General features: G+C 72.0%; 8 protein-coding genes. 7 read left to right on the forward strand and 1 reads right to left on the reverse strand.

Features of this window, described 5'->3' with window-relative positions; genetic code table 11:
* Positions 1 to 7: 7 nt before the first annotated feature.
* Complete coding sequence (gene pcrA / locus AB0J40_RS36055) at positions 8 to 2,425, forward strand: DNA helicase PcrA (protein WP_364462400.1); 2,418 nt, start codon at positions 8 to 10, stop codon at positions 2,423 to 2,425.
* An 808-nt stretch (positions 2,426 to 3,233) separates the two neighbouring features.
* On the opposite strand, the gene AB0J40_RS36060 is transcribed toward pcrA, so the two are convergent.
* Complete coding sequence (locus AB0J40_RS36060) at positions 3,234 to 3,914, reverse strand: M23 family metallopeptidase (protein ID WP_364462403.1); 681 nt, start codon at positions 3,912 to 3,914, stop codon at positions 3,234 to 3,236.
* Positions 3,915 to 4,969: 1,055 nt separating this feature from the next.
* On the opposite strand from AB0J40_RS36060, the gene AB0J40_RS36065 reads away from it, so the two are divergent.
* The 6 genes from AB0J40_RS36065 to AB0J40_RS36090 all read left to right on the forward strand — a co-directional run bounded on the left by AB0J40_RS36065 (position 4,970) and on the right by AB0J40_RS36090 (position 12,034).
* On the forward strand, positions 4,970 to 6,946 hold the full coding sequence (locus AB0J40_RS36065) for a hypothetical protein (protein WP_364462406.1): 1,977 nt from the start codon (positions 4,970 to 4,972) through the stop codon (positions 6,944 to 6,946).
* On the forward strand, positions 6,936 to 7,268 hold the full coding sequence (locus tag AB0J40_RS36070; RefSeq protein WP_364462409.1) for a hypothetical protein: 333 nt from the start codon (positions 6,936 to 6,938) through the stop codon (positions 7,266 to 7,268). The genes AB0J40_RS36065 and AB0J40_RS36070 overlap by 11 nt, the downstream gene beginning before the upstream one ends.
* 117 nt (positions 7,269 to 7,385) lie before the next feature.
* Positions 7,386 to 8,555 carry an ADP-forming succinate--CoA ligase subunit beta gene (gene sucC, locus AB0J40_RS36075; RefSeq protein WP_364462412.1) on the forward strand — a complete coding sequence of 390 codons (1,170 nt, stop codon included), beginning with the start codon at positions 7,386 to 7,388 and terminating at the stop codon, positions 8,553 to 8,555.
* Position 8,556: 1 nt separating this feature from the next.
* The gene (gene sucD / locus AB0J40_RS36080; protein WP_364462415.1) at positions 8,557 to 9,447 is read left to right on the forward strand and encodes a succinate--CoA ligase subunit alpha; all 891 of its coding nucleotides are present in this window, start codon (positions 8,557 to 8,559) and stop codon (positions 9,445 to 9,447) included.
* A gap of 208 nt (positions 9,448 to 9,655) precedes the next feature.
* Entirely contained in the window at positions 9,656 to 10,447 is a 792-nt protein-coding gene (locus tag AB0J40_RS36085) for a DUF5336 domain-containing protein (RefSeq protein WP_364462418.1), read from the forward strand.
* A 135-nt stretch (positions 10,448 to 10,582) separates the two neighbouring features.
* The gene (locus AB0J40_RS36090; protein ID WP_364462421.1) at positions 10,583 to 12,034 is read left to right on the forward strand and encodes a DUF6350 family protein; all 1,452 of its coding nucleotides are present in this window, start codon (positions 10,583 to 10,585) and stop codon (positions 12,032 to 12,034) included.
* Positions 12,035 to 12,053 lie beyond the last annotated feature (19 nt).

The raw sequence follows: 12,053 nt of genomic DNA on the forward strand, positions 1-12,053 counted from the left end.
ACAGACGATGGACACCCTCTTCGATCTCCCCGCCGAGACCCCCGCGCGCAAGCCCGCTTCCGGCGGGCAGGCCGATCTGCTCGACGACCTGAACCCCGCTCAGCGCGAAGCCGTCACCCACGCCGGTGGCCCGCTGCTGGTGGTGGCGGGCGCGGGATCGGGCAAGACCCGGGTGCTGACCCGCCGCATCGCCTACCTGCTCGGCCAGCGCCGCGTGCACCCCGGCGAAATCATGGCGATCACGTTCACCAACAAGGCCGCCGCGGAGATGCGCGAGCGCGTCGCGGCGCTCGTCGGGCGGCGCGCGAACGCCATGTGGGTGTCGACGTTCCACTCGATGTGCGTGCGGATCCTGCGCCGCGAGGCCAAGACCCTCGGCATGTCGTCGAACTTCTCCATCTACGACTCCGACGACACCAAGCGGCTCATCACGCTCGTGGCGCGGGACCTCGACATCGACCCGAAGCGCTACGCGGCCCGCACGCTCGCGGTGCACATCTCGAACCTCAAGAACGAGCTGACCGACCCGGAGACCGCGGCGGCGAACGCGGCCAACGACCTGGAGCGGCGCGTCGCCGAGGTCTACGTCGAGTACCAGCGGCGGCTTTCGCTGGCCAACGCCTTCGACTTCGACGACCTCATCATGCGCACGGTGTCGCTGCTGCAGGCGTTCCCGGACGTCGCCGAGTACTACCGGCGGCGGTTCCGCCACGTGCTGGTCGACGAGTACCAGGACACGAACCACGCCCAGTACACGCTGGTGCGCGAGCTGGCCGGGACCGCGCCGAACGAAGCGGGCGTCGAGCCGGCCGAGCTGTGCGTCGTGGGTGACGCGGACCAGTCGATCTACGCCTTCCGCGGCGCGACGATCCGCAACATCGAGGAGTTCGAGCGGGACTTCCCCAACGCCCACACCATCCTGCTGGAGCAGAACTACCGCTCCACGCAGACGATCCTGTCCGCGGCCAACGCCGTGATCGAGCGGAACCCGAACCGCCGCGCCAAAAGGCTGTGGACGGATTCGGGCGACGGCGAGAAGATCGTCGGCTACGTCGCGGACAACGACCACGACGAGGCCGCGTTCGTCGCGGGCGAAATCGACGCGCTGGCGGAGAAGGGCGAGGCCGACTACTCCGACGTCGCCGTCTTCTACCGCACCAACAACCAGTCCCGCGTCTTCGAAGAGATCTTCATCCGGCTCGGCCTGCCGTACAAGGTCGTCGGCGGCGTGCGGTTCTACGAGCGGCGCGAAGTCCGCGACATGATCGCGTACCTGCGCGTGCTGGCGAACCCGGAGGACACGGTCAGCCTGCGGCGCGTGCTGAACGTGCCCAAGCGCGGCATCGGCGACCGCGCCGAAGCCGTCGTGGCGACGCACGCCGAGCGCGAGCGGATCTCGTTCGCGCAGGCGCTGCGGGACGCCGTCGACGGCAAGGTGGCGCTGCTGAACCCGCGCTCGGTCAAGGCGATCGGCGGGTTCGTGGCGCTGCTCGACGAGCTGGGCACGCTGGTTTCCGAAGGCGCCGAGGTGCACGACGTCCTCGAAGCCGTGCTGGACAAGACCGGCTACCGCGTCGAGCTCGAAGAGTCCGACGACCCGCAGGACCACACGCGCGTGGAGAACCTCGACGAGCTCGTCACGGTCGCGCGCGAGTTCACCGAGATCACCGCCGAGGTCGTCGCGGACGAGAACGCCGAGCTGGTCGTGGAACCCGGTGTCCCGGCACCGGGTTCGCTGCCCGCGTTCCTCGAGCGCGTGTCACTGGTGGCGGACGCCGACTCGGTGCCTTCGCCCGACGGCGGCGAAGAAGGCGACGGCGGCGCGGGCGTGGTCACGCTGATGACCGTGCACACCGCGAAGGGCCTGGAGTACCCGGTGGTGTTCTGCACCGGTTGGGAGGACGGCGTTTTCCCGCACATGCGCGCGCTGGGCGACCCGACCGAGCTGGCCGAGGAACGGCGGCTCGCGTACGTCGCGATCACGCGGGCGCGGCAGCGGCTGTACGTCTCGCGCGCGATCACGCGCTCGGCGTGGGGCCAGCCTTCGATGAACCCGGCTTCGCGGTTCCTGGACGAGCTGCCGGGCGACCTCGTCGACTGGCGGCGGCTGGAGCCCTCCAGCGCGGGCTTCGGGTTCGGTTCCGGTTCGCGTGGCGGCGGGACGCCGCGGGCGGCGACCACGTGGGGCGGCAGGCGGACGTCGTCGCCGTCGTCCTCGGGCACGCCGTCGTTCGGCAAGGGCTGGAAGGACACGGTGGCGCTGAAGCTGGACGTCGGCGACCGCGTCAGCCACGACAAGTACGGCCTGGGCACGGTGATCTCGTGCGACGGCGTCGGCCCGCGCGCCACGGCGACGATCGACTTCGGCGCGGCCGGCAAGGTCCGCCTGATGCTGATCGGCAGCGTGCCGATGGTGAAGCTGTAACACCCGTCCGAGTGAACCCGGCCCCGATCCCGCCGATCGCCCCCGAAATCGTCGTACCCCGCCGGTAGAACGGACCCCGTCATCGAACACGAGTTCGACGGAGGGGGAGACCGGTGTGGACGCGGTGCTGTTTGGCCTGCTGGCCGAAGGGGTACAGAAATACCTGCGAGGAGTCCTGGGGTCGAGGGTTCCGGATCGGGGTCCGGGCCTTTCGGGGGCTTCAGGAAATCCTTCGCGCGCGGGAGCGGAGGCGTGCCGGCTGGCCGCCGCCTGGCGAGCGCTGCTCAGGCAGCACGAGCTGGGAGCCGACGGCCGATGTGTCACCTGCGGCCGGGGACGCCGCTGGACGACGCGTCGTGCCGCGCGTGTCCGCTCCGCGGGGGCGCGGTGCCTTGGGGCTGGGTGCCGGTGCGCAGACCCGCGGAGCTGTGCACGGTGTGGCAGGTCGCGGTCGCGTACTTCATCCGGCGGTTGCCGGGCGGCCAGCGGTAGCCGATTCCGGGCGCTCAGGGCGTTTCTCGCGGCTTCGGCGGGGTTTCGCGTGTTCTCGGGTACCCGCGGGGTGCCGGAGGGGCCTGTGGCGGTTGCGGCCCGTTCTCGTCGGGCGGTGGCCTGGACCATTGACCGCTGTCCGGCGTTCCGGTGTGGGCTCACGGCTTTGCGGCGCGTCGTCGCTCGGTGCGCCGGTGTTCTTCGCGGGGTGCCGTCCGGAGCGGGCGTTCGCCCGGCTGAGGGGCGTCGTCGACCCTCAGGGTCTGGCTCTGCAGCGGGCTTTCCGCGGTTCTTCGGGGCGTGTGGGGCGGACGGATCAGATCACGATGCCGCGGGCGGCGAGCCACGGGCGCGGGTCGATCTTCTTCGTGCCGTTCTGCCAGACCTCGAAGTGCAGGTGCGGGCCGGTGCTCTGGCCGCGGTTGCCGATCTCGGCGATCTGCTGGCCGCACTTGACCTTCTGGCCCTCCTTGACGGAGAAGCTGTTCATGTGGCCGTAGACCTGGATCGTCCCGTCGTCGAGCTGGATCCGGACCCAGAGGCCGAAGCCGCTGGCCGGGCCGGCCTCGATCACGGTGCCGTCGGAGGCGGCGTAGATCGGGGTGCCGATCGAGTTGGCGATGTCGATGCCGAGGTGGCTCGTGCCCCACCGGGCACCGAAGCCCGAGGTGAAGGTCCCGTGGGCCGGGAGGCAGGTCTTGGGGCGAGCGGCTTCTTCGGCGGCCTTGCGGGCGGCGTCGGCTTCGCGCTGCTCACGGGCCTGGGTGACGGAGGCGCTGTCGGAGAGCTTCGCGGCCTCGGCGGAGGCGTCGACGGCGTGTCCGGTCGGCAGGAGCTCGGGGGCGCCCCCGGAGCCCGCACCTCCCGCGGTGAGCGATGCGCTGGCGTCCTGGCTGTTGGCCAGGGGGGTGACGGCGGTGTTCGAGTCGGTGACCGTCTTGAGGGTCGAGCCCGCAGCGGCGGCGGCGAACGCACCAGCCGCGACAGCGGCAACCACGACACGGCCGCGAAGGGCCGAAGAGGGCGGGGCGATGCGGTGCGCACCCCGGACACGGACGACCGCGCCTTCGAGCGCGTCCTTCAGTGCCGGGGAAGGAGCTTGGCCGCCGGGGGAGCGGTGTGAAGCCAAGACAGGGCCTTCCATCGTCGGGGAGCCGGGTCGAGGACTGCGGGCGGGGGAACCCGGTGAGCCAACCTCGGGGGTGGTTCGCTCGTCGTCCTACTTCGTGACCTGACTGTAATGGGGACCGGGGGACAGTAACGAAGGGGCACCGCTGTAAGCAAGATCTGCCCTCGGCGTGGGCCGATCGGGTGGACGAGATCTTGCCTCCACCTGTGGAAATTACCCAAAGTTAGAGAGGGTTTACTGCTTTAGTTGTGACTTGCCTTACAGCCCTTGCGGGCGGTTATGGACCTACCGCGGGCCCGGCGGCCCGAGGGGGCCGGAATAAGGGTTTGCCAGGGGATGTTTAAGCATCTTCGACGCGTGGATCGGACTCGCTGCGGCCTGCCGCCTCGTCGGGCGGCGGTGCTTGAGGACGCGAGCGGAGCGGATACCCGACCGTTCATCGACGCAAGCGAACCGTTCACCGACTGGCGCGTGTAAACGCCCCGGCGGCGCCGGTTTTGTCCGAATTGACGAGGGGTCAGCCGCCAGTTCCCGAGATCTCGCTCCGCAACGAGCGGCCCACTGAGCGCCTCGCAACTGCCGACCTCTGCGATCGGCACGGCGCCCGACCACTCGGCGCCCCGGTTCCCCGCCTCGGCCGCTCACCCAGACGACTCGCGTCTGGAGTTCCGCCGCCTCCGCACCCCGCACCGCCGCCAACCCGGGCCACTCGGCGACTCGCGCCCCGCCTGGGCGTCCCTCGCCGCCCGGGCTTGCTAGCGTCGCGGGCAATGCCCCCACGCTCAGAGCCCCCCGCCGAGAACGCCCCCGGCTCCCCGGCCACCCCGCAGGACCCCGCGGCCGCCCGTCCCACCGGCAAGCGGAAGCCCCCTCGCGCACAGACTTCCCGGCAGGCCGCCACCGAAACCCCCGGTCCCCCCAAAGTGCAGTCCACCCCCGAAGGCACCGACCCGGCGACCTCGGCCCACGCCGCGAGTAATGCCTCACCTTCCGCGGGAAGCCGCCAGGCAGCCGCCGAGCCGGCCGACACCTCAACCGGCCCTGCGGACGCCGAGCCGGCCGCCGCCGGCCGCCCGGCCGCCGCCGACGAGGCCGCCACTGGAGCCCGTCCGGCAAGCGCCGCCGCGGCCACCACCCGAGCCCGCCCCACAGCCCCCACCCCGGCGAGCAACCACCCCGAACCCACCCCCACCTGGGCCGACGACGACACCCCCAAACCCACAATCCCCCTAACCCTCACCGCCCTGGGCGCCGTCGCCCTCACCGTCGCGGCCATCGTCCACATCTCTCCGGCCGCCGCCCCCGGCTTCACCAGCTGGCCGTGGCTCGCCCTCCTCGCCCTCGCCCCCGTCGCGGTCGCCGCCGGCTTCGCCTCCAAGAGACCCGGCCTCGCCACCGGCCTGATCCTCGGCCTCGCCGCCCTCGCCCCCGGGCGGCTGGTCCTCGACCTGCAATTCACCGTCAACGGCCCCCTCACCATCCGCCCGGAGCTCTACTTCCCCGCCCACTTCATCGGCGGCTCCGCCGTCGGTGCCGGGTTCTGGCTGCTCGTCGCCGGGCACCTGCTCACCGTGGCCGGCGGCTTCGCGGCCCTCAGGGCGAGCCGGAACGACGACGAACCCGAACGGCGACGGTGGCGCCTCCTCGTTCCCCTCCTCGCCGTCGCCGCCTCCGTCGGGCTGCTCACCGCGCCCGTCCGGTCCGACAACGGCTTCCTCCTCGCCCGCGCCGCCTTCGAAGGGCCCTGGCCCGCCCTCGGCGGCTACCTCCTCCTCGCCGCCGCCCTGCCTCTCGCCGCCGCGCTCGCTCTCGCCGCTCCCTCCGAAAGCACCGCGCGGGGCATGCTCCTCGGCCTCGCCGCCGGTGCCTGGGGCGTCGCCGTGCCGCCGGTTCTCAGCGGCCTGATGAGAACCGACCTCCACGTCACCTGGGGACCCGTCCTCGCGCTCGCCGCGGCCGCCCTCGTCGGCGGCCTCGCCTTCACCCGGCTGAGCGAAACGCCGCGAGCCGAACGGGACGTGCGGATCCCCGGCGTCTTCTGGTGGCGGCTGACGACCGGGCTGCTCGGCCTCGCCACCGCGGGCGCCGCCCTCGTCGGGACCTTCGCGCCGCAGGTCGCCGTCAGTGCCCTCAACCCAGGGGCCACCGTTCCCAGCACCGCCGCCGCCGAAAGCCCCGCGCGGTGGTTCCTGCTCGTCGCCGCCCTCCTCGTCGCCGTGACCGCCGCCCTCACTCTTCTCCCGGCGACCGCCGCGAAAGCCCGGCCCGTGCTCGGCGTGGCCTGGGCCGGGATCGTCCTGGCCGGGACCGCCGTCCTCAACACCGCCCTCACCGCCACCCAGGCCGGCAACCTCGCCGGCTTCGGCGGCTCGGACGTCGGCGCCACCCCCGTCTTCACCTACGACCTCGGCGCCGGCGCGGCCTGGACGTTCGTCGCGCTCGTGCTCGCCGCCCTGACCGCGCTCGCCGCCGTCGGGACCGGGGTCGTCGAACGCGAAGACGTCGGCGACGGAGCCGCCAACGCGGGCGTGCTCACCCCCGTCGTCGCCGGTGCCGTGCTGGCCGTCGCCGGGTTCGGGCTACCGGTCTTCAGCGTGCCCGGCTACGTCGCTCCGGGCCTCTGGTCGAACCTCGACACGCCTTCGTGGGGCCTGTGGACCACCGTCGTGGTCGTCGTCGGCGCGGCCGCGCTCGCACTGCGGTCGCGACCGCAGCCCGCGGCCGCTCTGCTGACCGGTGCCGCCCTGCTCGCCGCGCTGCACGCCGCGGAACTGCCGCTCGTCGGCGGCGCACTCGGCGGCGCGAGCCCGTCGACCGGCTTCTGGGTCACCCTCGCCGCCGCGGCCGCGCTGCTCGTCGCCGCCGGCATGTCGGCCGCGGGCGGACGCCGTGGGGCGTGAGCGCCTGCGGGTGCTCCTCGTCGAGTTCGGGAAACCCGACCCGGCCGCCGTCGCGCTGGCCCGCGTCCTGCGCGACGAAGGCATGGAGGTCGTCCACGCCGGTCCGCTGGACACCCTCGAACAGCTCCGGAGCACCGCCGAACAGGAGGACCCGGACGCCGTCGGGGTGCTCGGCGACGGCCCGCCGCCCGGACTGGCCGAAGCGTTGAACGGCGTTCGCGTCTTCACCGGCGAGACCGGCGGAGACCCCGGAAAAGCCGTGGAATGGTTGCGCGGTGGGCGGTCTCACACCGCGGACGCACCGTCTGACCGCGCACGGTGACCGACTTCACCAGGTGCGGAGTCCCCTGCGTCTGCGCAGGTCGCTAACCTCGACTGGTCCGACAGCGCGGTCCGGCAACGGACCACCACAGTGGCGTGTCGTCAGGAGACTGGAGTAGTGGACCTCTACGAGTACCAGGCGAGGGATCTCTTCGCCGCCCACGGAGTACCGGTTCTGCCGGGCTCGGTGGCTAGCACCCCCGAAGAAGCCAAGACCGCCGCGGAGCAGATCGGCAACCAGGTCGTCGTCAAGGCGCAGGTGAAGGTCGGCGGCCGCGGGAAGGCGGGCGGCGTCAAGCTGGCCCAGACGCCCGACGAGGCGAAGGAGAAGGCGGAAGCCATCCTCGGCCTCGACATCAAGGGCCACATCACGCGTCGCGTGCTGGTGGCCGAAGCTTCGGACATCGCGTCCGAGTACTACTTCTCCTTCCTGCTGGACCGCGCGAACCGCACGTTCCTGGCGATGGCGTCCGCCGAGGGCGGCATGGAGATCGAGCAGCTCGCGGTCGAGCGGCCCGACGCGCTCGCGAAGATCCCGGTCGACGCGATCGCCGGGGTCGACAAGGCGAAGGCGCTCGAGATCCTGAAGGCCGGCAACTTCCCGGCCGAGATCATCGACGAAGCCGCCGACGTCGTCGTGAAGCTCTGGGAGACCTTCGTCTCCGAGGACGCCACCCTCGTCGAGGTCAACCCGCTGGTCCGCGACCCGCAGGACAAGATCATCGCCCTCGACGGCAAGGTCACCCTCGACGAGAACGCGGACTTCCGCCAGCCGGGCCACGAGGCACTGGTGGACAAGGACGCGGAGAACCCGCTCGAGGCGAAGGCCAAGGCCAAGAACCTCAACTACGTCAAGCTCGACGGCCAGGTCGGCATCATCGGCAACGGCGCGGGCCTCGTCATGTCCACTTTGGACGTCGTGGCGTACGCGGGCGAGAAGCACGGCGGCGTGAAGCCGGCGAACTTCCTAGACATCGGCGGCGGCGCGTCGGCCGAGGTCATGGCGGCCGGGCTGGACGTCATCCTCAACGACACCGACGTGAAGAGCGTCTTCGTCAACGTCTTCGGCGGCATCACCGCCTGCGACGCGGTCGCGAACGGCATCGTCGAGGCCCTGAAGATCCTGGGCGACGAGGCCACCAAGCCGCTGGTCGTCCGCCTGGACGGCAACAACGTCGTGGAGGGTCGCAAGATCCTGGCGGACGCGAACCACCCGCTGGTCACCGTGGTGGACACAATGGACAACGCGGCCGACAAGGCTGCCGAGCTCGCCGCGGCAGGTGCGTGAGATGTCGATCTTCATCAACGAGAACAGCAAGGTCATCGTCCAGGGGCTCACCGGCTCCGAGGGCATGAAGCACGCGACCAAGATGCTGAAGTCCGGCACGAACATCGTGGGCGGCGTCAACGCCCGCAAGGCCGGCCAGACCGTCACCATCGAGGGCAAGGACCTCACCGTGTTCGGCACGGTCGAGGAGGCCATCAAGGAGACCGGCGCCGACGTCTCGGTCATCTTCGTGCCGCCGAAGTTCGCCAAGGACGCGGTCCTCGAGGCGATCGACGCCGAGATCCCGCTGGCCGTCGTCATCACCGAGGGCATCCCGGTGCACGACTCGGCCTACTTCTGGGCGCACGCCGTCGCGAAGGGCAACAAGACCCGGATCATCGGCCCGAACTGCCCCGGCGTGATCAGCCCCGGCAAGTCGAACGCCGGCATCATCCCGGCCGACATCACCGAGGCCGGCGCCATCGGCCTCGTGTCGAAGTCCGGCACGCTGACCTACCAGATGATGTACGAGCTGCGCGACATCGGCTTCTCCACCGCCGTCGGCATCGGCGGTGACCCCATCATCGGGACCACCCACATCGACGCCCTCGCGGCGTTCGAGCAGGACCCCGAGACCAAGGTCATCGTCATGATCGGCGAGATCGGCGGCGACGCCGAAGAGCGCGCCGCGGCGTACATCAAGGAGAACGTGACGAAGCCGGTCGTCGGCTACGTCGCGGGCTTCACCGCGCCCGAGGGCAAGACCATGGGCCACGCGGGCGCCATCGTGTCGGGCTCCTCCGGTACGGCCGCCGCGAAGAAGGAAGCCCTCGAGGCCGCCGGCGTCAAGGTCGGCAAGACCCCGAGCGAGACCGCCGTCCTCGCGCGTGAGCTGTACAACAACCTCGGCTGAGGTTGACGCATCACTCCTGGTGAGGCCGGGCACCCACACGGGTGCCCGGCCTTCCCTCGTTCGGGGACGAAACCTCCCGAGGTATTCACGCGTCTGATGGGTCGGCGGCTCCGGAGTGCGCTAGCGTTCTGCGCACGCAAGCCGCCTTGTCTTCCCCCGGGTGTCCTGGTACCCCGGAGTGCCGGTCGAACCGACAGGAGTGCATCCGATGACCTTCCCCAGCGGCGGGCCTGGCTACCCCCAGCAGGGTGGCGGCCAGCAGCCCCCCGGACCGCCGTCCAGTGGCTTCCCGGCGCAGCAGCCGCCGCCCCACTCGCACCAGGCGCAGTCGGGGGGTGTCGCGAACCTGACGCACAACCTGCCGCTGATGCTCGCGCTCGGCGTCGCGGTCTTCGGCATCGTCCAGTACTTCCTCGGCTTCTCCGACTCCGGCGACGTCGGCCTCGGCGGCGTGTTCCTGCTGGCCGGCGGCCTGCTCGCCGCGATGCACGCGCTGCCGAAGGGTCCGAAGACGCTGCCGTTCGCGGCGCTGCTGAGCGTCCTCGGCGCGCTCTACGTCCTGGACACGCTGATCGGGATGCAGACCTCGCCCGGCATCGTCACCGTCATCCTGATCCTGGGCATCCTGCAGATGGCCGCCGCGGTCGCCGCGCTGCTGATCGACCAGGAGGTGCTCAAGCCGCCGGCGCCGAAGCCCGCCGCCGCGCCCTACAGCGGCCAGTTCGGCCAGCCCGGCCAGCAGCAGTACGGCCAGCAGGGGCAGCCAGGTCAGCAGGGCCAGCCCGGTCAGCAGTTCGGCCAGCCGGGTCACGGGCCGGTCGCCCCGGGCGGAGACGCCCCGTTCGGGCAGGGCCAGTACGGCTCGCCGAACCCGCCGTCGACCACGCCCCCGCCGGGGCAGCAGGCCACGACGTACGCCCCGCAGCAGGGCTCGTTCTTCCAGCAGCCGCCGCCGGACAACCCGGGCACCCCGCCCGGCGGGTTCGGCAAGTCGAACTGACGCACCACCCGCTGTGACACCGCGTGTCACGGCGGGTGTTTTGCACTCCGGGGGTTACTCGACCGGGTGGGTTAACTTCGCCACGCCCGCCGGCGGCGGCGTGGCTCACCCGGTCGGACCAGCCCGGATGTCAGGGTGCGGATCATGGACCTGCTCACCGACTCCCGCGAGGAGCCGGTGGGCGACCTCGGACCCGACGTCGAACTCTCCCGGGCGGCGCGGGTGCGGGTGTTGCTCGCCGCCGCCCTCGGCCCGCTGGTCACCGGCTACGCCGCCGTCGCGACGGTGCTGACGCTGGTCACCCTCACCGCCGAACGCACCGTCTTCTCCGGCACCGGCGTGCTGCTCGCCGCCGGCCCCGGCTGGCTGGCCGCGCACCAGGTGCGCCTCGACCTCGGCGGTCACCCGATCGGCGTGCTGCCGCTGTTGCCGACGCTGGGCGCGCTCGCGCTGGCCGCGCGGACGGCGTCCGGCGCCGCGACCCGCCTCGGCTGCCGCTCGCCCCGCGAAGCGCTGCCGGTGTTCGTCACGATCACCGTCGCGCACGGCCTGTTCGGGCTGGTCGTCGCGCTCGGCGCGCAGGGCTCGCCGGTGACGGCCAACCCGCTGGTCGCGTTCGCCGTGCCCGCCTCGCTGGCCGCGCTGGCCGCCGGCGCGGGCGTCGTCCGGTGCTGCGGGCTGCCGGACGTCGTCGCCGAGCGCCTCGACCCGCTGGCCCTGCGCGGGGTCCGGGCCGGCGCGCTCGGGCTCGCGGTGCTGGTGGCCTGCGGCGGCGCCGTGTTCACCGTCGCGACCGCGGTGTCCTGGCGGACGGTCGCCGACATGTACGAGCCCGCGTTCGGCAGCAGCTTCGGGATGTTCCTGCTCTCCGTCCTGTACCTGCCCAACGCCGTGGCCGCGACGCTCTCGTTCGTCACCGGGCCGGGGTTCTCGATCGGCGACCTGACCGCCGGGATGTTCGGCTACCGCGGCGGCGCCGTGCCCGGCGTCCCGCTGCTCGGCGGCCTGCCCGAGCACCACGCCGCGTGGTGGCCCGCCCTGCTGGTGCTGCCCGCGGCGGCCGGAGCGCTGGTCGGCTGGTCGCTGCGCAAGGTGGACGCGGACCCGGCGCAGCGCATCCGCGCGGTCGCCGTGGCCGGCGCGGTGGTCGCGCTCGGCTGCGTCCTGCTGGGCACCCTGTCCGGCGGACGGCTCGGCGACGGCCCGTTCGACCCGGTGAGCGTGCCGGTCGGGGTCGCGTCGGTCGTCGCGTTCTGCTGGATCGTCATCCCGGGTGCGTTCGTCGCGTTCTTCACCGGCGAGCACGAACCGCCGGCGCCGCCGCCGGAGGCCCTCGAGGACAACGAAGCCTTCGAGGACGCCGACGAGGTCGACGCCGAAGAAGCGGCTGAGGCCGTCGAGGAACTCGAAGCGTCCGAAGAGGACGAAGAAGCCGAAGAGCCCGAAGAAGAACCCGGCGAGGACACGGAGTTCGAAGCCGAAGCGGACGCCGAACTCGGCCTCGACGACGTCCCGGCCGAGGACGAAGCTGTGACCGGAGGCACCGAGACCTGCGGCGACGTCGAGCCGGACGAGACCGACCGTTAGGGTTGACGTGACCTGGTGA

The sequence above is a fragment of the Amycolatopsis sp. NPDC049691 genome, assembly GCF_040675005.1.
In the GTDB taxonomy this organism is placed as follows: Bacteria; Actinomycetota; Actinomycetes; order Mycobacteriales; family Pseudonocardiaceae; genus Amycolatopsis.